This is a genomic window from Yersinia aleksiciae, from assembly GCF_001047675.1.
Taxonomy (GTDB): Bacteria; Pseudomonadota; Gammaproteobacteria; order Enterobacterales; family Enterobacteriaceae; genus Yersinia; species Yersinia aleksiciae.
In genome coordinates this window covers 1146795-1169089 of record NZ_CP011975.1, presented here as the reverse complement: position 1 = coordinate 1169089, position 22295 = coordinate 1146795, and the positions used below count along the sequence as shown (strand labels likewise).

The window sequence follows — 22295 nt, the reverse complement described above, 5'->3', positions numbered from 1 at the left end:
CGTGTGGGACGTTTTTTATGGCGCAGTTTGATATATAATTATCTGGGAGTGATATGTTCAGAAATTTACCTCTACTGCTAAGTGCGATTCCTTTTTTTGTTTTAGCAAATGATCCCTCTGCGTGCGTCAATATGCAGGGGCAGTATCAACGTATAAAATCCACTCAAGGCATACAAGATAATAAAGAACTCTCTGTTTATCTGAAGCATATTGATAATACGAATAATGGATATTATGGCATTATTGATTTCAAAAATTACCAGCAGACATTATAACCTTTGGTAAAGGAAAACCCTCAGTGCAGAATTATTTTTGAGAGTGTTACGCTGAATTATATTACGGACAGTAAAAAATATGGCTGCAATTATGTTTTAAGTGATAATACTGACAATTCGAAATTTTACTGTATGAAAAAAAGCGCCGATGTACTCTTGGATAAAGTGAGCCGTGCTTTTGGTGAAGTAAAAAACGACCCCTGGTATAACGATATGTCTGAGGTGGGCAGTACATTAAAATGGAATAATAGCTTGCAGAATAAATAACCGATTGATTAATTTTTTCTATTGCTACTTCTCTATTTCACTCATTATTTCAATATCTTATACCATAACGTATATGCCCTTTTTATCCTTTATTGATGAGGACGTTTCATGCCCAAAGGTTTCGTATTACTTGGCGATAAAACCACCCACGGTGGTTCCGTTATTTCTGCCTCCTCGACCGTGGTTGTTAATGGCAAAAAAGTCGCACTGATTGGCGATGAAGTCAGTTGCCCGGTCACCGGGCATGGCACTAACCCCATCGTGGAAGGTTCATCTGAATGGTCTTCAGACGGTAAAGCAGTCGTGGTGGATGGCTGCCATTGTCAGTGCGGTTGTCAGGTCATCTCCAGCGCATCGGATTGTGCAATAGGATAAATCATGGGCTGGGAACGTCAAAAACCCTTTACGACTGAGCAGCCTACGCCGCCTTCGTCTGCGAGCTGGTTGCTCGGCGCGGTACTGGCAGTTATCGCGAGTGTGTTGCTGTTTATTTTACATGCATCCGACTCACTGAGAGTGTTGAATTCAATCAATATCTGGCTGCTTGCTTTGGCACCACTGGTGTTCTGGATACTGGTTTTCAGCCTGCGCGGCTACCTCTATGGACGTGAGCTGGAACACTTTCAGTTCTTACAACATGAGGCCAGGCATGCGCAGCAGCAGTGGACAGACTGGGCGGAGCGTTATCTGGCTGTGTCAGCAAGCTGTTTGCTGCTGCCTGACCATATCTCAGCGGCTTTGTTACAACAAAATGCCCAGGGGCTGACGCAACAACAGGGTCTGGTACGCCGTATTGATTATTTGGCAGAAGATACCGAGCTATCTCTGACGGCAATCAACGGGTTACTGAATGGAATCGAAAATGCACTTCTGGCTCTTCCTCGGGAATTATCTCTCCAGGTCACGCTATTAACCGATGAATCGGAAGCAATCCGGCAGGATTTATACGCTCTGTTTGCTGACTGCTGGCAGGAAAGATTCCCTGAACTTTCAGCTCCTTTATCGTTGAATATCACGGACCATTTATCCTTCCATACCCTTGATGAGCGACTTAAACAGCCTGAATCCACCCTCCAGTTGGTTCTGGTTATGCAATTACAGGGAGGAGAACGCTATTCCGACGGGTTGGCAGCATTGCTGTTCACCAGTGACGATGTGGCACAAAAATATGCATTACCCCATTCCGTTCGGTTGCTGCGCCCTATGACACTGGATGTGAGCAATCTTGCAGAAGAGCTGACATTGTTTCTGACCACTCAGACGCAGGCGCGCCTGACCGCCAGTATTGTTGGTGACCATCAAAGTGGACGGCGTCATCCGCTACGCTCATCCAAATCGGCAACGCGCTGGGTACGGTCTGGCAGGCCGAAGATATTCAGACTATCGAAACATATTGCGGTATCCAGGGGCCTTTTTCCCCGTGGTTTACCCTTGCTCTGGGGGCTGACTTGGTCGGTATCGGGAAGCAATCATGGTTAGGGTTATCCACAACAGGAGCAGAAAATTTTGTCTATACCATCACATCAGGGAGTGGGGATGAGCGTGTTAAGTAGGATCTGGCGTGTTGGAGGACTGACGGTATTGAGCCAACAACTGCTGGGCCGCATGTCTGAGCTACAACGCACCACCATGCTGACGTTGGGCTGGGATGAAGCCGAAGGGATCACTTTGGGGTTTGGTAATGAGTGAGGAAAATAAGGACACATTAAAAGAAGGGGGTATCCGGTTGCTGACCTCGGGAGAGACGGAGCTGGCGAAGTCAGTTTTCGGATCAACTATCCAGTACCAGACTGTCTGGATCCATCATGGTAGTTATCTGCCTTTTAATCTGCAAGATGAACATACAGCAATGACGCCGAATGGTGAGATTTATTTCCGTAATGAGTACCGGGATGATTTCTCGCAGACAACAGATAATTTACAACATTTGTTCATTCATGAAATGAGCCATGTATGGCAGCGTGCCAAAGGAATGAATGTCATTGCGAGAGGGCTGGTTAGTTGGCTGGTCAGTTACAGATATAAACTCGATGGGCGGCTGTTAAGCGAATATCCCATGGAGCAACAAGCGCAAATTATTGCGGATAACTTTACATTGCAGGCGCGTGATTATAGTGCCTGGAGGCGATTGAGAAGAAATAATATTATTACTCTTGATGGCGATATTTCTGAAGTCGTAATAAGAAAATCATACCGAAATGTACTGCGAGGGTTTCCTTGGTGATAAGAAACAAACTGCGTTTTCTATTTTTCACGATGTTGTCTTTATTTTGCTTATTGATGTTAACAGGATGTCCATGGGGACAAATGAAGTATTATCCCTCAGAGACGGCCAGCACCTACATGAATGGTGATTCGGTATGCTTCTTTATTCCTAATGCACAAGATTATCAGCCTGTTTTTATATCTATTAATCTCAGGAATTCCCCCCCTAAAGAAGGGATATTCACAGATGAACCTAATCTAACAATTATAGATGGGAAACTTTGTATCCCACCTTCGTTTTATCATCTTCGTGATACATCCACTGGACCTTTTATTGTTCAACTCGTTATTGAGTCCAAAGATAAGGGTAACCATCCAAGACATTTTGTATTGGGATTTGAAATGCTTAATAGAAGGGCTTATGACGTGCCGCTAACTAAACGCGAATATGATGAGCCATCCATTGCTAGCAAAATTTAACGATAAAGATAGGTTTTGCCTGTTTTGTACTTGAAATAAGCAGGTTATTACCACGGAGTAAAACCCATGAATCTTACTAATACGCTACAGAACACATTATCAAAACTCACCGGAACTACTCTGAATCGCTACCGCCTTGATATTCCTTCCTGCCTGTCACCATTGGACGTCGAAGATTTCAGCGGCAATGAGGGACTCAGCAATACATATCAATACAATATACTGTTCACCAGCACAGACAAAAATATTGATGCGGATCAATTACTGCGCAAACCAGCAACGCTGACGATGGGGACTGGCTTGTTGCAGAGTTTGACGGAACAGAAGGTAGTACACGGTGTTATCACAGATTTTCGCCGGATATCGGGTTCAGCCGACCAGGTTAATTATCATATCACGCTAGAACCTTTCATCGCATTGTTGGATAACCAGTACCGCACGCACCGTTTCTTTGTTAATAAATCGGTACCTGAAGTTGTCGGGCAGATACTTCAGGAACATGGTTTCAAGGACTGGGAATATGAGTTTGTCCTGAAACAGACCTACCCAAAACGTGAGCAGATAAACCAGTATCAGGAAACTGACCTGAAATTTATTGAACGGTTGCTCTCAGAGATGGGGATATTTTATTTCTTCACTCTGCAGCCAGACACCCAGACTGAAGTGGTGCATTTTGCTGATAAGCAGAGTGCCTATGAGTTTGGTAAATCCCTGCCGCTGAATAGCCCGTCAGGCATGAGTGACAGCGGAGCAGCGTCAGTCTGGGGGCTAAGTGTACATCACAATGTCGTTGAGGCCAGCGTTACAGCCAAAGATTACAACTATCGTGAAGCGCAGAAAGTGTTGCAGTCCACCCGAGCAGACATGACGCGCGGCGACGGTGAAGGGGTCACTTATGGTGAAGTGTATCACTACAAACCACGCCACCTGGATACCGGCGATAAAATCGACCCCACGGCTGAAAGCGCTAACTTCCTCGCCCGCCTTGACCATGAACGTTTTTTATCAGCACAAACGCTGATCACCGGTCTCAGCACTGATCCCACATTACATCCCGCTCAGGTACTGACGGTAATCGACACATCGATCCTGTCCACGTTACCAGAGCTGTTGGCACAACCGATGGTCGTGGTTCGCACTGGGTTTAGCGCCAGCCGTAAAGATGCACTGAAAGTGACTATCGCTGCGGTTCCGTACAGTGAAACTCTGTGCTGGCGCCCGGCATTGCTGCCCCGTCCAAAAGTCAGCGGCACCATGATGGCGCGGGTAACCAGCGCCAAATCGAACGACATCTATGCCTGGCAGGACACCTCCGGTCTGTATCGGGTGAAATTTGATGCAGATCAGGATGATAAAGCACAGGGGCAGGAGAGTATGCCGCTGCGACTCGCCAAACCTTATGGTGGCGATGTGTACGGCATTCACTTCCCGCTGATACAGGGCACCGAAGTGGCCATCGCGTTTCACGACGGTGACCCTGATCGTCCGTATATCGCCCATGCCCTGCATGACTCTCGTCATACCGACCATGTGACCGAGAAAAATAATACCCGCAACGTGATCCGCACGCCTGCTTTCAACAAGCTACGCATGGAAGACAAACGCGGCGAAGAGCACATTAAACTCAGCACCGAGTACGGCGGCAAAACCCAGTTGAACCTTGGGCACAATGTAGATGCGCAACGAGTTCTTCGCGGTGAAGGTGCAGAGTTGCGAACGGATGACTGGGTTAGCATCCGCGGTGGGAAAGGGGTGTTTATCAGTGCGGATAAACAGCCGTCTGCTGGGGGGGAGATGCTGGATATGAGTGAGGCGATAAGCCAATTGGAGACTGCGTTGTCGCTGGCGAGAAGCCTGTCGCAAGCAGTACAAACCGCGCAAGCGCATGAAGGAGATATTGCCAGTCAACAGCAATTGAATAAATCGCTGAACGAACTGAGCGCAGCAGGGATGTTGCTGCATGCCCCGGAAGGTATAGGGATGGTGAGCCCAAAAGCGGTACGGATAGCATCGGGCGGTGAAAGTATCGGTGTGGTGTCAGGGCACAACACTGATATCAGCGCGGGTAAGTCGTTTACTGTGGCAGCGAGTGATGCGGTAAGTCTATTTGCGCAAGGACAGGGCATGAAACTGTTTGCGGGCAAAGGCAAGATAGAAGTACAGGCGCAGAGTGATTCAATTTTAGCGACGGCGCAGAAAGATATCGAAATCCGTAGCGCAGAAGGAAAAGTGGAGATATCGGCGAACAGTGAGTTAGTGCTGACTTGCGGTGGAGCCTATATCAAACTCAGCGGTGGGAATATTGAACTGGGTTGTCCGGGTAATATCTTGTTGAAGTCGGCCAATGTACAGAAAATGGGCTCGGCAAGTCTGAATGTAGCACCTAAAGTATTCCCTCGTGGTTTTGGGGGCAGTTATGCCCTTACTGATGAAAAAACTGGGGAAGCTTTACCCTTTACCCGCTATCAGATAACGACTAGCGCAGGGGATGTTTACTTAGGAACGACAGATATTGAAGGGAAAACAGCCAAAATATTTACCACCACGCCAATGCCATTGACCATTGGTTCTCCAGATGAATCACTGGATGAGCAATTGAGAGCGGTTGATGAGTCAACGGGAGAGCCAATGGTGGAATATGCATACTATGCAAAATCGCAAGATGGGCAGATTTACTCGGGATTTACCGATGCTCAAGGACTGACTGAACGGATGGTGACTCAGGGCAAATCGGAGATAACCGTACTTTGGGGCGATGAAGCCCTTGCTCAGATAGAGAAGGATACATAAATGAATCAGAAAACAGTAGTGAAACCCAATGATAAAACGGGTTCTGTTCAGGATATCAAAATTAAATCTGTATACTTTGATGAGTTATGGTCCGCTTACCCTTCAAGTACGATCAAACATATTGATCCCAAGTCGAAAGACGATGTGTTTTCAGATCACTGTGCAATAAATGTCAGTGAAGCTTTGTATCAGTGCGGCATATTGATGAAAAGTTTTAAAGGAACACGATGTTGGAATTGCCCTAAACCGGACAGTACAGGAAAAGGAATTCATGCTATCCGTGCCCAGGAACTGAGTGATTATCTTAAAAGCCAGAAAACACTTCCTTTTGCAGGAGGCAAAAAACCACTGGAATTGACGGGAAAAACTTATGAAGATTCTGTGTCTGATAAAACAGGGCTCATCTTTTTCCAAGATTATTGGTTACGCTCTGGTGAGAAATCCCCTACCGGTGACCATATAGATTTATGGAAAAACAATAAATTAGCCAGCCTGGGATGGTTATCTACTTGGGCAAGAAGAACCTTTCCTCAGGCATCTGAAAGTTACCTGTCAATGTCCGACCTAAGGAAATCAACCAAAGTCTTGTTCTGGGAGATTCTATGAAAAGAAAGTTTTTTCTTCTATCTATTTATATTTTACTTTCTTTAACCTTGTTTTTTATCTTCATTATTACTGGCTTTTCATCATATCTTTATCATATCTATGAAGGTTTTATCCTACAAGGACATTATGAGGGGGAGACCAAAGCCGCATTTTATATGGGGTTTTTAATCAAAGTATTACTGCCGGGTTGTTTTTTATTAGTTGGTGTTTTTTGTAGCACTTATTTATGGAAGAAGAAAAGGAACCCGTAAGGGAATTTCTTTGTTAATAAGAGATACTTCAGGACTAATAAAAGAGGTGAACAGGTGAGTAATAAAGAACATAATACTTCAATAAAAGAAGAAAGTAAGACCGTATCACTCAGCGCAAAAAATCAAACAGGTTGGGTTGAGTTCCAATTACTGGATGAGATGAGTAATCCTGTCGCTAATATGCCGTATCGGGCTATTAATGATGCGACCAGAAGTGGTCATGTGAGCGAGTATACTGGCAATAGTGATGCCAGTGGCATTATACGTATTAAGGGTTTACACCATCTTGACCTGACACTGTTTATTGAGGCCCAACCTCTCGCAGATGAAATGGAGACTCGATCGCTGCGTGTCGGTAGGGAAGATAAATACTCAACAGTTAGAAAACTGGCAGAACAAGAAGAATACGAATACCAATACATTACTATTGGGAAATTGTGCGATAAATTACCGACTATTACCCCTAATTGGGAAGATAAAAAGAAACCGCCAGCATATCATTTCACGGATACTCGGTTTACCGGTTTGACGGTAAAAAAATTGAATTGCCGCCATGTTTTGGAAATTTGTCCTTTCCGAGCATGGTCTTTAGTTTTGCATCATATACCCGACTACTCGGTGGTGAATGCCTACAATTTGGTATTGATGTCAATATTATCTTATGCAGATTACGATACTAATGGTGATGGGCAAGCAACGGGGTCTATATCACATTTTTTTTATCAGCAAATGCTAGAGCTATCCCGCGTACCATATCAAGTAAATGATAAGAAATTTCAGCCGATTGTTAAAGATGTGCCTTTTCGCCAGCGTTATACTGATGTTGAATTTATAGACTCAAGTAAAGGTACTGTTGCGAATAAATATACACAATTTTTCTTCGCGGCGAATAATGATGAGTTGATAGTTGCTTGGCGTGGAACAGCAAGTCTCAAGGACGTTGTTTCGGATATTACTTATAAACCTATTGATCTTACTTGCGATATAAAAGCGCCTTGTAGTGGTATCGTTAATAATGGGTTAGTGCATCAGGGCTTTCTCGATGCATTTCAAGCTGTATATATTAATGAAGATATAAATATAAATAGCAAGCTAGATAAGCTTTATGATCTTTTAGCTACTAAAGAGTTATATATTTGTGGGCATAGTTTAGGTGGGGCTCTAGCCTTAGTTCATGCGGCGAAGTTCATTGACTCTAATCCAATATTATATACTTATGGAATGCCACGTACTTTTACTCTAAGTGCTATGGGTGAATTAGAAAGGATACCTCATTATAGGCATATTAATGAGAATGATGCAGTACCCTCTGTACCTCCAGAACGAGAATTAGATAATCATTTCTATAAACTATGGGGACCATTAGGGTACGTTTTTGGTTATAGTTGGTCTGTTGTCAAGACTCTAGTCCCGATTGGGAGTGAGGTTTTTTGTCATCATGGTGAAGTTGTGCACTTTTTCAAAGCAGAGTCAGTTTTGGAGTGGTTGGAAGAGCGAAATCCACGTGCTAAAATTAAAATTAGAAAGCGCCTTCCAGAGAAGGCAAAATTATTTTTGGTTCCTTGCTTAAGCTCACATAGTGATGAAAATGCGAAAAATAATCAGCAAGAATTCATTCAAGAAATAGATAAAGAAAGTAAAGATAAATTATTTCCAAAACATGGCAATCCAGAGCTTAAAAATGCACTAAACGGAGGTGACCATCCATCCGGAAAGTATGCTGAATATATTGGTGATAGATTGCTGGAGTTATATGATACAACTAATGATGGTGTTTATAAAAAAGAACAGGATGTTTTTATTTTACAAATGGAGAAGTATAAAAATGATATACCTCAATCTGAGTATAACAGAAATAAGTCTTTCTTGGCCGTTGATAAATTATTCGTTACGACTTTGGATATCACCAAGTCTTTACCAGAAGGTGATATTTCCATGCAACGTTATTGTTTGAAAAAGGATGGTCTATGAGATTCAATAACATATATATCTTGTTTTTATCTTTATTATGCACTTCTGGCTGCATGGCAAAAGATAGAGCAATCTCACCGCCGAGTGATGATCAATGGGTAGATGTTGAAATTAAGGCACCAATCAATACGCAGGCAGCACCATTAGCTGCATTTTACATTTCTGATAAGTGTAAAAAAGAAAGATACAATACGGATATGAAGATATATTTAGTGCCTGGGACGAAAACAAATTATGTAAATATGGATTTTGATGAAATATCTGGTAATTTTAAAAGTAAAATCCCTATAGATGGTGGTGGGCAATGTGAATGGCAATTGAGTCGTATAACTTTAGGTATCAAGTACTCTAGAAGTGAACATATTATTAAAAATAGCGGAGTTAAGATAGGGACTGCGGTTGGTATTGAAGTGGTTTTTGATGAACAAGGCGAGCGGAGTGGTGATTATATTTCTGCTAATAATCCCCTATCAGTATCTCCAACTTACTATCCTATAGTCAAAGAACGCTATATTGTTGCTGAAGGTATTTTTTTATCTTTGTTCGGAAAAAAAGACTTTGAGTTGTATAAAATAAATAACTATGATGGACGTAATTTAACAATCAATTTCTCACCGATTATAGATGAATCTAAAGTTGTGAAAATGGTTGGCCCAAAGATCAAAAAGAAAGGTAATCATTGGCGTATAGAATACCCCGACGGAAGTGTCACATCAAATGGTGAAGTAACTCCTGATTTTGAGAAGTTGAGTTCAATGTAATTTACTGCTCATTTATTATTTTTAGTGCCCATAAACTTTCTTATCTTAAGTCGCTGTTTAGTTTGTGGCGCGACTATTTACCATTCACACCGGTTATTCTATATGTGCCCAGTTTGTTGTTATCTCGATATGAGCGAAAGTTAAGGGAAACCGAATGTCCAAAGGATTTATATTATTAGGCGATAAAACAACGCACGGTGGTGAAGTTATTTCTGCATCATCAACGATGGTCGTCAACGGTAAAAAAGTGGCATTAATCGGCGATAAAATCAGTTGCCCGAAAGAGAGGCATGGCGTTAATGCCATTATAGAAGGTTCATCTGAATGGGCTTCTGATGGCAAAGCTGTTGTGGTTGATGGTTGCCATTGTGAGTGTGGATGTCAGGTTATCTCCAGTGCGCCAGATTGTTCAATAGGATAAAAAATGGGTTGGGATCGCCAAAAACCGTTTATAGCAGAAAAGCCTTCGTCGCCCTCGCTGGGACGTTGGTTATTAGCTGTAGTATTGTCCATTATTGTGGGGATTTTATTGTTCTCACTGCATGCTGCTGACAGGCTTATTTGGTTACAAACCGTCAATATCTGGGCAGTTTCAACCGCACCTATTATAGGTTGGGGGCTGGCATTCTGTGTCCGGAGCTATATGTATGGTCGGGGTCTCAGTCACTACACTTTTTTACAAGATGAAGCGCAACAGGCACAACAAGAGTGGCAGACGTGGGCTGAGCGTTATATGGCCGTACTGGCGAGTTGTGTTTTGTTACCGGACGTTATCACCGTCTCGTATCTGGCGAATGAACCTACAGATGTGGAATTTCAGCGCGGACTAGTTCGCCGTATTGATTATCTTTCCCAAGATAAAGGTGTTGAGTATCAGGCCATCATGGCTTTGCTCGTTAGCATCCAACAAGCCCTTAATTCATTGCCCCCTGATATTGAATTGCGCGCGACTCTCCTGACAGACAGCGATCCGGCAGAATACGAACAACTGCGCGCCGTCTGGGCTCAATGCTGGGATAAGGTTATCACCACCCGCTTTGCGCCTACAACTCTGACCCTGTCTGCTGAAATGCCATACAGCAAGATAGAAGATGGGATAAAGAATGCTATCACGGATGCAGAACTGACCCTAGTGTTACAACTACACGGCGATGAGAACTACTCCGACGGGCTGGCTGTATTCTTGCTCACGACCGATGACATGGCACAAAAACACCAACTACCGATACAAGGGCGTCTGCTTCGCCCGATGCAATTGAATATTGAACAGGCTGAAAGCGAGCTTACCTTGTTTATGGAAACCCAGTCTCTGGCCTGCCGAGCGGGAGGGATCTTGGGGGATAGCACTGAATTGATGTCACTGACCCCGAAAATAATTCCTGTTGGTCACCGATTAGGGGCTAATTTTAGCGCTGAAAGTGTATTGATACAAGAATCATGGACGGGTATCCCGGGGCCATTCTCTGCCTGGTTAGTGGCGGCGTTTGGGCTGGATTTTGCTTATTACTACGACATGCCCTATGTCGTGTTTTCATTTGGCCCCGAGAGTGGGGTAGTCAGTACGGTTTCTCCAGGAGTTTGCAATGAAGATGTTGAGTAATCCGTGGCGGCAGGGCAGCGGTGCGGTATTAGCCGTCGTGGTGTTGGCCACAGTTGGTTGGCTAATTTGGCAATATGGCGACACCGTCGGGTTGGATAGCCAATATAAAAAACTGTTCGCTTTCCTGCTATTGATGTTGATTACACTACTTGTCCGCCTGTCCCCGGCAATTTCTGGTTACATTAAGCGGCGGCAACATCGGGATAATGGGCGTGATAACGGTATTTATCCCGATGACGAATCACGTCTGGCCCCGACACCTCCCGGCAGTACTTGGGTAAGTGAACTGCAACAGAATCTCCGGACTCTCTATGGTTTTTTCTGGCCCCGCAAAGTGCGCATTCTGTTACTCACCGGCAGTGCGGCGGATGTTGAACAGCTCACTCCCGGACTGACGTCGCAATACTGGCAGGAAGACAGTGGCACCGTGCTGTTGTGGGGGGGCGATCTGGGGGCGCAGGCCGATAGCGCGTGGCTGAGTGCCTTGCGTAAATTACGCCGCCGGCCGCTGGATGGCGTGGTCTGGGTGACCTCAGCCCTGGCTCAGCGCACGACGCTGGGTCTGAAAGAATCTAAAACAACCCTCACCGCCGATATGATGGACAGCGTGGCGCAGGCGTTCGCGGCGCGTTTTGAGCTGCTTGGCTGGCGGTTGCCGCTGTATGTCTGGTCACTGCATGCCGATGACGGGGCCGATCGCATCACCCAATCCGTCGGCTGTTTGCTGCCAGCGGGCTGCAAGCCTGACGAACTGAGTACGCAACTTGCCGGGCTGCTGCCGTCGCTGATTGAGCAGGGTACGCAACAGATTAGCAGCAACACCCAGCACCCATTTTTGTTGCAACTGGCCGATCAGTTAGCGCGTCAACCGGACTCTGTCGCCGGCCCTCTTGCGACGCTGCTGAATCCCTATCGTCCTTCACCGCTGGCGGGGGTGATATTCAGTCCTGCATCCGTCGATGCAAAGCGCAGCGTGAAGCACCACTGGGGCAAGGATAACCGCTGGGATGTGGTGATTGATTCACTGCCATTATTGCCCGCAGGCTTAGCGGCGAAAAAGCTCGGGTTCGCCTGGCGTAAAACGCTGGCGATGGCGGTGGCGGGCGTCATGGTGTTGTGGGGCGCGGGCATGGTGATGTCATTCCTGGTTAACCGCGACACCATTAATGTCAGTGAATCTCAGGTGAAACTGGCGGCTAACGTGCAGCAGCCCCTGCCTGCGCGTCTGCAAGCGCTGCTGGATCTGCAACACAGGATAGACAGATTGCAGTATCGTCAGCAACAGGGTGCACCCTGGTACAACCGGTTCGGTCTGAGTCAGAATGATGCGTTGCTGGCCGCACTCTGGCCACACTATCGGGCCAGCGCCACCCCTCTGCTGCGCGATGCCGCCGCCGGTCACCTTGACGAGCAACTCAGCACTATGGCGCAGCTTCCACCGGATTCTCCGCTGCGTGACACACTGGTAAAACCCGCCTATGACCAGTTAAAACTCTATCTGATGCTGGCGCGGCCGGAGAAAATGGATGCAGCATGGTTTAGCACCACGCTGCTGCGCGACTGGCCGCAGCGCAGCGGTGTGCCGGACAATCTCTGGCAGGGCAGTGGCCCAGCGCTGCTGGATTTTTATGCCCGTAATCTTCCCCTGCACCCGGCCTGGCGTCTGACACCGGATGAGAATCTGGTTAGTCAGGTGCGGACCCGGCTGATCAGTCAGATGGGGGCCCGTAACAGTGAGTCTTCGCTCTACCAAAAGATGCTAGTTCAGGTGGCGCATCAGTATGCTGATCTGCGCCTGTCTGATATGACCGGCGATACCGATGCTGAGCGGATTTTTACCACCGACGCTGTCGTACCGGGCATGTTTACCCGTAAAGCTTGGGATGACGCGGTAAAACCGGCGATTGAAAAAGTGGTCAGTGAGCGCCGGGAAGAGATGGACTGGGTGCTGAGCGACAGCCAACATGCCGTGCTGCAACAGGATTCCCCTGAAGCCCTGCAGGCACGTCTGAAAGAGCGCTATTTCGCCGACTTCTCCACCAGTTGGCTCGATTTTCTCAACAGCCTGCACTGGCAGCAGGCGCAGACGCTGTCGGACTCCATCGACCAGCTCACCCTGATGGCAGACGTGCGTCAGTCTCCTTTGGTGGCGCTGATGAACACCCTGAGCGTACAGGGGAAAACCGGGCAAACTGGGGAAGCGCTATCTGACTCGCTGGTGAAATCGGCCAAAAATCTGTTAAACCGCGATGAGCAGCCCGCCATTGATCAGCAAGCGGGTGCCCAGGGGCCGCTGGATGCCACTTTCGGGCCGGTACTGGCGCTGATGGACGGCAAGGCAGGCGGGCAGGGCAATACCAATCTCAGTCTGCAAACCTTCCTGACCCGTGTCACTCAAGTACGGCTTAAACTCCAGCAGGTGGTGAATGCCGCCGATCCTCAGGCCATGACCCAGACTCTGGCGCAGACGGTATTTCAGGGCAAGGCGGTCGATCTGACCGAAACCCGCGATTACGGCAGTCTGGTTGCCGCCAGCCTTGGTCAGGAGTGGAGTGGATTTGGTCAGACGGTGTTTGTCCAGCCGATGGAACAGGCGTGGCAGCAGGTATTAACCCCTGCTGCCCAAAGCCTGAATGCCCAATGGCAGGCGTCGATTGTCGATGACTGGAACAGCACCTTTGGCGGGCGTTATCCCTTAAAAGATACTAGCAGTGAAGTGTCACTCCCACTGCTAGCGCGTTACCTCAACAGCGACAGTGGCCGTATCGCTCGCTTCCTGCAAACCCGGCTGAATGGCGTACTGCACAAAGAGGGCAGCCATTGGGTGCCGGATAGCATTAATGCTCAAGGGCTGACGTTTAACCCGGCGTTCCTGAAAGCTGTGGATCAGCTGAGTTACCTGTCTGACGTGGTATTTGCCAACGGTGAAGCGGGCATTCGTTTTGAACTGCGCCCCGGTACCGCCAAAGACGTGATGCAGACCGATCTGGTGATCGACAGCCAGAAACTCAGCTATTACAACCAGTTGCCGGTCTGGAAACGTTTCACTTGGCCCCATGACACCGAAGCACCGGGGGCCAGCCTGAGCTGGATAAGCACCCAGGCCGGTACCCGGCAGTTTGCCGATCTCCCCGGGGCTTGGGGATGGATCCGTTTACTGGATAAGGCTCAGGTCACGCCTTATCAGGGGGTAAACAGCAGTTTTAATCTTAGCTGGAAAGCCCCTGACGGCAGGCCGCTGAACTACACCCTACGGACTGAGGCTGGAGAAGGGCCGTTGGCGTTACTGAAACTACGGAATTTTGTCTTACCGACGCAAATATTCAGCGTGGATGCCATTAGCGGCGTTCAGAAATCGGATACCGCAACAGGAGGGGAATACTGATGGCTACGTTGCACTCGTTACTCAACGCCTGTCATGCCGAACAGCAGGCGCTTTCACAGCAGGTCCAGCAGCAGATCTCACTCTGGGAAAAATGGCTGGTCCCCATAGCCGCAGACTCAGCGGTGGGTGAGGATCCCGGTTATGACGATGACTTCCAGCAGATGCGTGAAGAGGTCAACAAACTGTCTGGCGCAGACACCGGTTTGGTCTGCGCACTGGCGGAGAAACTGCTGATGGGGGCGTGCAAGGATGTACGCGTCGCGACCTACTATATCTGGGCGCGACTGCACATCGATGGCGAAAGCGGACTGGCGGACGGCTTGGCTCTGCTGGCCGGATTGGTCCAACGTTTTGGTGATGCACTGCATCCACAACGAGGGAATAGCCGCAAATTAGCACTGGAATGGCTGGCGGGTAGCCGGGTGCTGGACAGCCTGTCACTCTATCCGGAAGTCGCAAAAGCTGACTTTGAGCGCATCGTGGGCGCGCTGGTATTAATAGAAGAAAGTGTTGTCGATTGGGATGAGTCGAGCCGCCCTCAGTTCGGCGGCCTGTATGCGGCATTGGAAAACCGGCTGATGCAGTCCGGCGGCCCTGACGCCGTCATTCCACAAAACAGCAGTCTCCCCCGTCACGCTGCGCCTGATGCTCCTGCATTGAAAGCGGTCAGCTCCGGGCGTGATTTGCTCGATCAGGCAAAGCTGCTGGCGAGTTTCTTGCGCGACCAGCCGAACGGCTGGCTGTCGGGCCACCGTCTGATGAAAAGCATCCGTCTGGACACGTTGCATGAATTGCCGCCGTTGGCCGCCGACCGATGTACCCGTCTGGCCCCACCCAAGCCGGAGAATCGCGCCCTGCTGAAACGCCTTTATCTGCAACAAAGCTGGCTGGAATTGTTGGAGCAAACCGACATCCTGTTTGCACAGGGCGTTAATCACCTGTGGCTTGATCTCCAGTGGTATACCCATCAGGCATTGACCAAAACGGGTGGGCTGCATGAGCGCTGGGCTGACATCATTCAGCAGGATTTAAATGGCCTGCTGACCCGCCTGCCGGGGCTCGAAGGTCTGGCATTCAGTGATGGCACCCCGTTCGCCGACGAAGTGACGCTGCACTGGATAAACCAGCACATCATGACATCGGAAAGTTGGGGCAGTGAACCGGCGGCATCTGCCAGCACGGCGGGCGATGACGATATCTTGCAACTGGAGCCGGAAGCACTAGCGCAAGCCGATAGCGAAGGCGTGGAAGCGGCACTGAACTGGCTGCAACACCGCCCAGGCACCCGCACACTCCGCCATCAGTGGTTGATCCGTCTGCTGATGGCACGGGTCGCCGAGCAGTACGGAAAAAATGACATGGCGCTGCATTTACTGGGTGAACTGGAGGGGAACGCAACCCTGATGACGCTGACCCAATGGGAGCCGGAACTGTTGTTTGAAGTAAAAGCCCGCCGCCTGAAATTGCTGCGCATGAAAGCCAGCCGAACCGAGTCGGACAAATCGCGGCTACACAGCGAGATGGAAAATCTGCTTGCCGGATTAGTGGCCCTCGACCCGGCACGGGCTGCGGTGCTGTGTGGTTAATCGATAACCCTATCCTGATAAAAAGAAAACGATGAAAGACCTTACCCTGCGTTATTACGATGCTGAAATGCGCTATCTGCGCGATGCGGCGAAAGAGTTTGCCCAAACTCACCCAGACCGGGCGGCGATGTTAGATCTGGATAAACCCGGTACGCCTGACCCTTACGTAGAGCGCCTGTTTGAAGGTTTTGCCTTCTCCATGGGGCGGCTGCGCGAAAAAATTGATGACGACTTGCCGGAGTTTACCGAAGGGCTGGTGAGCATGCTGTGGCCGCACTATCTGCGCACCATTCCTTCGCTCTCCATTGTTTCGCTGACCCCCGATGTCCCGGCGATGAAAATGGCTGAAACCGTGCCCGTAGGAATGGAAGTCTATTCCCGGCCAATAGGGCCGAAAAACACCGTCTGCCAGTACCGAACCACCCGCGAGATGGTACTCAACCCACTCGCTGTCTCAACCGTGGTGATGGCAACGGAACCGGATGGCCGCTCGGTGCTGCGTCTGCGATTAGCATGCAGCCCTCAGGCTGACTGGTCACAGGTGGATTTACGTCGCCTGTGCTTTTATCTGGCGGGAGACGCCCCGGTCAGCAGTGCGTTACATCTGGCACTGACTCGGCGTCAGGCCGCGCTCTATTTGCGTCTGCCCAATCAGGCTGACCGAATAAAACTGGATGGCTGGTTTTCACCCGGCGGTTTTGCAGACGAAGACCTACTGTGGCCCAAAGGCGAAAGCGCATTTAGCGGTTATCAACTGTTGCTGGAATACTTCACCTTCCGCGAGAAGTTTATGTTTGTGCATCTGAACGGGCTGGAAACCGTAACGCTGCCGGCGGGAATGACTTGGTTTGATATCGAAGTGGTGTTTGACTGCCAGTGGCAAAGTGACCTGCCGGTCAGGGATGACGCGCTGCATCTGCATTGTGTGCCGGTGGTTAACCTGTTCTCGCTGGAAGCGGATCCACTGACCATCAATGGACTGGAAAGTGAGTATATGCTGCGCCCGCGCCGTTTGCAGGATGGGCACACCGAAATTTATTCCGTGGACACGGTGACCGGCTCGCAGCGGACATCCGATGCCACCTATGTCCCTTTTACCAGTTTTCGCCATCGCGGCGGGATGCAAAGACGCCATGCGCCAGAGCGCTATTTCCATACTCGGGTGAAACGGGGGGTGACCGGGCTGCACGATACCTGGCTGATCCTCGGCGGCCAGCAGTGGGAAGCGGATCGACGGTTCACCCGTGAGGCGGTATCACTGAAAATTACCGGCACCAATGGTCAGCTACCGCGCAAAGCGTTACAGAGCACGCTGTTGGACCGCTGCGAAGCGGTGTTACAGACGCCGCTGAAAGTGCGCAATCTCTGCAAGCCGACGCTGCCGTCTTATCCACCAGCAGAAGACCACTTCCAGTGGCGAGTGCTGAGCCATCTGGGCTCAAGTTACCTCAACCTGATGAGCAGTGCACAAGTGCTGCGTGGGACGCTGGAACTGTACAACTGGCAGGGGGATGAACTGAATAATCGCCGTCTTGATGCCATTCAACAGGTGCAGCACCACCAGACTCAGCGGTTTGAAAAGGGCTTCCTGCTGCGGGGCATCGACATTGAAGTGACACTGGATGGCAACGGCTTTACCGGTGAAGGCGACATTCACCTGTTCGGCGAGATGCTCAACCGCTTCTTTGCGCTTTATGCTGACATTCATCTGTTCAATCAGCTCACCCTTATCGTTCAGCCTGCCGGGAAATGTATCCGATGGAAAGAGAATCACAATCAGCGTCTGCCCGGCTAATCGAACAACTGTGGGATAAACTGCCGTATACCCAGTTTTATCGTTTCTGCCAGTTACTGGAGCAAAGCCAGCCGGATGCGCCCCCACTGGGCAGCCACTGGCAGGTCAGGCACGATCCGGTGCGATTTCGCCCCCATCCGGGCATGGGTTTTCCGGCCAGTGAATTTAAACGGGTGGAAATACCCGAACATCCACACCTGCCGCCGACCATCCGCACCACCTTTATGGGGCTGTATGGCGTGGAATCGCCGCTGCCTACCGCGTATATCGACGATATTACTCAGCGTAGGGAAGGGTATGAGGCGGTCAGCGACTTTCTGGATATCTTCAATCACCGGCTGACGACGCAGTACTACCGCATTTGGCGCAAGTACTCTTATCCGGCCAGCTTTTCGCCCGGCGGTACGGATAAAACTTCTCAATACCTGTTGAGCCTTTGTGGTTTGGGTATTGAGGGATGTGCACAGAATATCGCCACGCCAGTATCCCGCTTTCTGGCGCTAACCAGCATGATGCGGCTGCCCACGCGGACCAGCGAAGGCATTATGGCGCTGGTTCAGTTGCTGGCACCGGAAACAGAAGCCCACGTGATAGCCCATGACCGCTGCCGTATCCCCTTGCGTAATCCATTGGCCATGAGTGCGCGCTACCCCATCAGCATGAACAACAGCCCAGTGATGGGCAGTCACGCGGTGGATGTTAACAGCCAGGTATTACTGCAACTGAAGACCGATAACCCCGATGAAGCCCGCGAGTGGCTGCCCGGCGGGCAGTTGCACACCGATTTGCTGGCGTTATTGCAGGTGTATCTGGGGTCACGGCTGCATGTGCGTTTACAACTGTCGGTGTTACGCGCGCTGCTGCCCGATGCCCAACTCTCCTGCCAGCCGAAAAGCACCGGTATTCTGTTAGGCAGAACCGCCGTGATGCGAACGCAGCGTAGCGCTTTAACGATACCGACCCACACTGAAATGATCACAATTAATCTGGGCCGCTATCAGCGTGTTCAGGAAAATCTTCACCGAAGGGAAACCGATGAACATGGCGATTACCGCTGGTAAAACACCTTTTGCATTACTGATGTTGGTCATAATATCCACCCTGAGTGGTTGTGGGCTGACCCAGAAAGTGAGTGACGGCACCGTCGCCGTGACAAAATCCATTTTTTATAAGCAGGTGAAAACACTGCATCTGGATATACAGGCACGGGAAGCAGTAAACAACAATGCGACAGGGGCCCCACTGGCCACGGTAGTGCGCATCTATCAGCTTCAGGACCGCAAAACGTTTGATGGCACCGATTATCCCTCTTTATTTGCCGAGGACAGCCAGGCGATAAAAGCGGATCTGGTTGCCGAAAAAGATATCCGTATTCGTCCGGGGGCTGCCGTGTCCATTGATGTACCGCTGGATGAAAAAGCGCAGTATGTGGCTGTTGCAGGTATGTTTCTGGCACCTGATATCGCGAACAACACCTGGCGGGTGGTGCTGAGCCGTGACGACCTCGACCCTGACAAGGCCCGGAAGATTGAACTGAATAATCATGGCATGACGTTATTACCCCTGAAGGATAAGTAAGATGCCCCAGCCTTCGCTCTATGAAATGCTGTTTGGCAACGTAGCCGGTGGCCTCGATCTCCATCAGGTGAGCGAGGAAAATCAGGTGGTTATGTCGGTGCTGGATAATATGCAGCGTATTCTCAATTGTCGGGCGGGGACACTCAGCCATCTGCCGGATTACGGCCTGCCGGACATGAGCAAAATCCTGCAAGGGATGCCCGGCACCGCACACTCACTGCTGACCACACTCTCTGACACTTTGCTGAAGTATGAGCCACGACTGAAAAGCCTCAGCGTGGTGCTACTACCACAATCCACGCCAGGACATTTGGAATATGGGATTGATGCCGAGCTGAAAGAGTTCGGACTGGTGCACTTTGGCACCGCGTTTATGCCAGAAGGCCGGGTGCTGATGCGCCATCTTAAGCAACAACACTACCTCAATCCGGGCGACTCATTTTAAGGCCTGTTCAGGGAAGACAAACCATGAAACTTAATACTGAAAGTACGCTAAAAACCGGGGATGACCCACGCCACTTTGCCGAATTTAGTGCACTACGTAACGAAATCGGCAAGTTACATCATCCCGCCCGTCCGGATGTTGACTGGGCGCGGGTTGAGCAGCTTTGTTTGGCGCTGTTTCGCCAAAATGGAGTTGAGTTACAGACTACGGTAGATTTTACCCTGGCGCGTACTCACATTGCTGGGATAGCGGGATTATGTGAGGGGCTGGAGTTGCTGGCGGGTTTGCTGTCTCATCAATGGAGTGTGTTGTGGCCACCCCAAACACATGCCCGAGTGGCGTTATTGGCCTGGTTGAGTGACCGGTTGCAACAGGTCTGGCGTACCATGACACTGTGTTACGGCGACTTAGCACAGGTTTATCGTGCAGAACGTGCACTGGAGCAACTGTGTACGCAGCTGCAAACACTGGAACTCAAGCATCTGAGTAAATTGGATGGGGTTCGCCTGATGTTGCATAACGCCGCACTGCGGCTGGAAAGTGCTGAGGCAGATTCTGATACGCCAGACCGGTTGACTGTTCAGGCACGACACGCAGGTATCACTGAACCACAACGACAGCCACAGCCGACATTTTCGTCGGCTGCAACCAGCGCTCCACTCGTCTATATTGTCAACGAACCGGCCCCGCCGAGTGTTCAGGTCGCGTTATCCCCGCCGTCCCCGCCGCGCTGGAAGGCTGGGCACGGTTTTGTTGCCGGTTTACTGTTGATGGCTGTGCTGATGACGGCGTGCATCTATATCTGGCAGTCGATGTCATCTAATCCTGTGCGGGAAGCATTGCTCGCTAATGCCCGTCCTTTGCCGACAACGCTGAGCACTAAATCGATCGATGAACTGAAAAAACAGGCTTCAGATGCCGAGTGGGCGCACTTGGCCGAACCCGTGCTGCAAGCCAGTGGTTCACAATTGGATCAACTGGCGATGTTACCGCCGTTATGGGCACAAATGCGGGGGGATGAGCTGTTAGCTCAGGTACAACAACTGTGGCCCGCCAGTCAAGAGGTCAAACGGCTGAGCACTTTGTGGCAACAACAGCGAGAAGCCGGTGCTGCGCCATTGCTCGAGTTGAAACACTATGCATTGGCGCAAGAACGTTTACGGCAACTGGCGGAGCGACTGAATGGATTGGATGAAAAGAAGGGACGCTATATGACGGTATCGGAGCTGAAAACGGTAGTGTTTGCGATACAGCAGCCGCTGGCAAAAACCTTACCGCTGGAAGAACTGCTGCGGCAGTATCAGGAGCAGTCCGCGTCAGGGCAAACTCCATCCTCAGTACTGCGCCAGCAGATAGACAGCCGGTTTAGCCAACTGCTGAACCGGTATGCGTTGCTGGCCCCATCTCCTAACGTCCAGTAGGAATATTATTTGGTGAAAGGAGAGCATACCGCACAGGTTTGATAGGGTGAGTCCTGCTTGCAGGGCGAATAATCGAACGGAGTTCGATGTAGAGTCCAAACGCCAGAAAGCAAAAAACCAGCTATTAGGCTGGTTTCTTTAAATAGTGGTGCCCGGACTCGGACAACCCGCGAAGCGGTGTTGAACGTCGCTTGCGACGGCCCCGAAGGGGTGAGTCCTGCTTGCAGGGCGAATAATCGAACGCAGTTCGATGTAGAGTCCAAACGCCAGAAAGCAAAAACCAGCTGTTAGGCTGGTTTCTTTAAATAGTGGTGCCCGGACTCGGACAACCCGCGAAGCGGTGTTGAACGTCGCTTGCGACGGCCCCGAAGGGGTGAGTCCTGCTTGCAGGGCGAATAATCGAACGCAGTTCGATGTAGAGTCCAAACGCCAGAAAGCAAAAACCAGCTGTTAGGCTGGTTTCTTTAAATAGTGGTGCCCGGACTCGGAATCGAACCAAGGACACGGGGATTTTCAATCCCCTGCTCTACCGACTGAGCTATCCGGGCAACGGGGCGCATTAAACCGTATTGGTACCAAATCGTCAATGAGTTTCTGATGTAAAGGCGATCAGTTGCTCTATTTTCATGCAAAAATAGTTAAAAAGATATAAATTCACCCGTTTTTAGTATCGTAATGAAATGTTTTATCTGATTGATTTATCAATTTATTATTTCTTAGTTTGTTAAATAACAATAGCTTAGATATTCACTAAATGTGCATTTTTATTGGTTTCCAAGGGTTGCCTCAATAGATAAAACATGCAACTATTGCGCAAATTTTAGCATTAGTATTCATGCTTATAGTCGATCTCATTTCGAAAATTCAAATAGGAGGCGG

The 22295-nt window shown here is 49.5% G+C and carries 19 protein-coding genes and 1 tRNA gene; 19 read left to right on the top strand and 1 reads right to left on the bottom strand.

Going from position 1 to position 22295, the window contains the following annotated elements; translation table 11 throughout:
- Positions 1-53: 53 nt before the first annotated feature.
- The 19 genes from ACZ76_RS05480 to ACZ76_RS05390 all read left to right on the top strand — a co-directional run bounded on the left by ACZ76_RS05480 (position 54) and on the right by ACZ76_RS05390 (position 21416).
- Positions 54-275, top strand: coding sequence for a hypothetical protein (locus tag ACZ76_RS05480; RefSeq protein WP_048617520.1), 222 nt, complete (start codon positions 54-56; stop codon positions 273-275).
- A 375-nt stretch (positions 276-650) separates the two neighbouring features.
- Positions 651-917, top strand: a complete 267-nt coding sequence (locus ACZ76_RS05475) for a PAAR domain-containing protein (protein WP_048617518.1) — start codon at positions 651-653, stop codon at positions 915-917.
- Between the two features lie 3 nt (positions 918-920).
- Positions 921-2021 (top strand): type VI secretion protein, encoded by a 1101-nt coding sequence (locus ACZ76_RS05470; RefSeq protein WP_235428210.1) that lies wholly within the window; start codon positions 921-923, stop codon positions 2019-2021.
- Positions 2022-2078: 57 nt separating this feature from the next.
- Positions 2079-2231 carry a hypothetical protein gene (locus ACZ76_RS19310; protein WP_156312877.1) on the top strand — a complete coding sequence of 51 codons (153 nt, stop codon included), beginning with the start codon at positions 2079-2081 and terminating at the stop codon, positions 2229-2231.
- Complete coding sequence (locus tag ACZ76_RS05465; protein ID WP_048617516.1) at positions 2224-2766, top strand: hypothetical protein; 543 nt, start codon at positions 2224-2226, stop codon at positions 2764-2766. The genes ACZ76_RS19310 and ACZ76_RS05465 overlap by 8 nt, the downstream gene beginning before the upstream one ends.
- A gap of 83 nt (positions 2767-2849) precedes the next feature.
- On the top strand, positions 2850-3227 hold the full coding sequence (locus ACZ76_RS05460) for a putative T6SS immunity periplasmic lipoprotein (RefSeq protein ID WP_235428209.1): 378 nt from the start codon (positions 2850-2852) through the stop codon (positions 3225-3227).
- Positions 3228-3293: 66 nt separating this feature from the next.
- The gene (locus ACZ76_RS05455) at positions 3294-6017 is read left to right on the top strand and encodes a type VI secretion system Vgr family protein (RefSeq protein ID WP_048617514.1); all 2724 of its coding nucleotides are present in this window, start codon (positions 3294-3296) and stop codon (positions 6015-6017) included.
- On the top strand, positions 6018-6623 hold the full coding sequence (locus ACZ76_RS05450) for a T6SS effector amidase Tae4 family protein (RefSeq protein ID WP_048617512.1): 606 nt from the start codon (positions 6018-6020) through the stop codon (positions 6621-6623).
- 305 nt (positions 6624-6928) lie between these two features.
- Positions 6929-8845 carry a lipase family protein gene (locus ACZ76_RS05440; protein WP_082146896.1) on the top strand — a complete coding sequence of 639 codons (1917 nt, stop codon included), beginning with the start codon at positions 6929-6931 and terminating at the stop codon, positions 8843-8845.
- Positions 8842-9606 (top strand): hypothetical protein, encoded by a 765-nt coding sequence (locus tag ACZ76_RS19520; protein ID WP_048617509.1) that lies wholly within the window; start codon positions 8842-8844, stop codon positions 9604-9606. The genes ACZ76_RS05440 and ACZ76_RS19520 overlap by 4 nt, the downstream gene beginning before the upstream one ends.
- Positions 9607-9760: 154 nt before the next feature.
- Positions 9761-10027 (top strand): PAAR domain-containing protein, encoded by a 267-nt coding sequence (locus ACZ76_RS05430; protein ID WP_048617507.1) that lies wholly within the window; start codon positions 9761-9763, stop codon positions 10025-10027.
- A gap of 3 nt (positions 10028-10030) precedes the next feature.
- Positions 10031-11206, top strand: a complete 1176-nt coding sequence (locus ACZ76_RS05425) for a hypothetical protein (RefSeq protein ID WP_048617505.1) — start codon at positions 10031-10033, stop codon at positions 11204-11206.
- The gene (locus ACZ76_RS05420; RefSeq protein ID WP_048617503.1) at positions 11190-14591 is read left to right on the top strand and encodes an ImcF-related family protein; all 3402 of its coding nucleotides are present in this window, start codon (positions 11190-11192) and stop codon (positions 14589-14591) included. The genes ACZ76_RS05425 and ACZ76_RS05420 overlap by 17 nt, the downstream gene beginning before the upstream one ends.
- A complete protein-coding gene (gene tssA, locus ACZ76_RS05415) occupies positions 14591-16177 on the top strand; it encodes a type VI secretion system protein TssA (RefSeq protein ID WP_048617502.1) in 1587 nt (528 codons plus the stop codon). Before ACZ76_RS05420 ends, tssA begins: the two co-directional genes overlap by 1 nt.
- A 31-nt stretch (positions 16178-16208) precedes the next feature.
- The gene (gene tssF, locus ACZ76_RS05410; RefSeq protein WP_048617500.1) at positions 16209-17972 is read left to right on the top strand and encodes a type VI secretion system baseplate subunit TssF; all 1764 of its coding nucleotides are present in this window, start codon (positions 16209-16211) and stop codon (positions 17970-17972) included.
- A complete protein-coding gene (gene tssG, locus ACZ76_RS05405) occupies positions 17927-19033 on the top strand; it encodes a type VI secretion system baseplate subunit TssG (protein ID WP_048617498.1) in 1107 nt (368 codons plus the stop codon). The genes tssF and tssG overlap by 46 nt, the downstream gene beginning before the upstream one ends.
- Positions 19014-19550, top strand: coding sequence for a type VI secretion system lipoprotein TssJ (gene tssJ / locus ACZ76_RS05400; RefSeq protein WP_315969267.1), 537 nt, complete (start codon positions 19014-19016; stop codon positions 19548-19550). The genes tssG and tssJ overlap by 20 nt, the downstream gene beginning before the upstream one ends.
- A gap of 1 nt (position 19551) precedes the next feature.
- Positions 19552-19995 carry a type VI secretion system baseplate subunit TssE gene (gene tssE / locus ACZ76_RS05395; protein ID WP_048617494.1) on the top strand — a complete coding sequence of 148 codons (444 nt, stop codon included), beginning with the start codon at positions 19552-19554 and terminating at the stop codon, positions 19993-19995.
- 23 nt (positions 19996-20018) lie between these two features.
- Positions 20019-21416, top strand: a complete 1398-nt coding sequence (locus tag ACZ76_RS05390) for a VasL domain-containing protein (protein WP_048617492.1) — start codon at positions 20019-20021, stop codon at positions 21414-21416.
- A 472-nt stretch (positions 21417-21888) separates the two neighbouring features.
- Here the strand turns inward: ACZ76_RS05390 and ACZ76_RS05385 are convergent.
- Positions 21889-21964: transfer RNA gene (locus ACZ76_RS05385), tRNA-Phe, on the bottom strand.
- Positions 21965-22295: the final 331 nt, after the last annotated feature.

What these genes read in the sequence shown, in the direction of transcription:
- ACZ76_RS05480 (WP_048617520.1), top strand. Translation starts at nt 54, where the DNA reads ATGTTCAGAAATTTACCTCTACTGCTAAGTGCGATTCCTTTTTTTGTT.
- ACZ76_RS05475 (WP_048617518.1), top strand. Translation starts at nt 651, where the DNA reads ATGCCCAAAGGTTTCGTATTACTTGGCGATAAAACCACCCACGGTGGT.
- ACZ76_RS05470 (WP_235428210.1), top strand. Translation starts at nt 921, where the DNA reads ATGGGCTGGGAACGTCAAAAACCCTTTACGACTGAGCAGCCTACGCCG.
- ACZ76_RS19310 (WP_156312877.1), top strand. Translation starts at nt 2,079, where the DNA reads ATGAGCGTGTTAAGTAGGATCTGGCGTGTTGGAGGACTGACGGTATTG.
- ACZ76_RS05465 (WP_048617516.1), top strand. Translation starts at nt 2,224, where the DNA reads ATGAGTGAGGAAAATAAGGACACATTAAAAGAAGGGGGTATCCGGTTG.
- ACZ76_RS05460 (WP_235428209.1), top strand. Translation starts at nt 2,850, where the DNA reads ATGAAGTATTATCCCTCAGAGACGGCCAGCACCTACATGAATGGTGAT.
- ACZ76_RS05455 (WP_048617514.1), top strand. Translation starts at nt 3,294, where the DNA reads ATGAATCTTACTAATACGCTACAGAACACATTATCAAAACTCACCGGA.
- ACZ76_RS05450 (WP_048617512.1), top strand. Translation starts at nt 6,018, where the DNA reads ATGAATCAGAAAACAGTAGTGAAACCCAATGATAAAACGGGTTCTGTT.
- ACZ76_RS19520 (WP_048617509.1), top strand. Translation starts at nt 8,842, where the DNA reads ATGAGATTCAATAACATATATATCTTGTTTTTATCTTTATTATGCACT.
- ACZ76_RS05430 (WP_048617507.1), top strand. Translation starts at nt 9,761, where the DNA reads ATGTCCAAAGGATTTATATTATTAGGCGATAAAACAACGCACGGTGGT.
- ACZ76_RS05425 (WP_048617505.1), top strand. Translation starts at nt 10,031, where the DNA reads ATGGGTTGGGATCGCCAAAAACCGTTTATAGCAGAAAAGCCTTCGTCG.
- ACZ76_RS05420 (WP_048617503.1), top strand. Translation starts at nt 11,190, where the DNA reads ATGAAGATGTTGAGTAATCCGTGGCGGCAGGGCAGCGGTGCGGTATTA.
- tssA (WP_048617502.1), top strand. Translation starts at nt 14,591, where the DNA reads ATGGCTACGTTGCACTCGTTACTCAACGCCTGTCATGCCGAACAGCAG.
- tssF (WP_048617500.1), top strand. Translation starts at nt 16,209, where the DNA reads ATGAAAGACCTTACCCTGCGTTATTACGATGCTGAAATGCGCTATCTG.
- tssG (WP_048617498.1), top strand. Translation starts at nt 17,927, where the DNA reads ATGTATCCGATGGAAAGAGAATCACAATCAGCGTCTGCCCGGCTAATC.
- tssJ (WP_315969267.1), top strand. Translation starts at nt 19,014, where the DNA reads ATGGCGATTACCGCTGGTAAAACACCTTTTGCATTACTGATGTTGGTC.
- tssE (WP_048617494.1), top strand. Translation starts at nt 19,552, where the DNA reads ATGCCCCAGCCTTCGCTCTATGAAATGCTGTTTGGCAACGTAGCCGGT.
- ACZ76_RS05390 (WP_048617492.1), top strand. Translation starts at nt 20,019, where the DNA reads ATGAAACTTAATACTGAAAGTACGCTAAAAACCGGGGATGACCCACGC.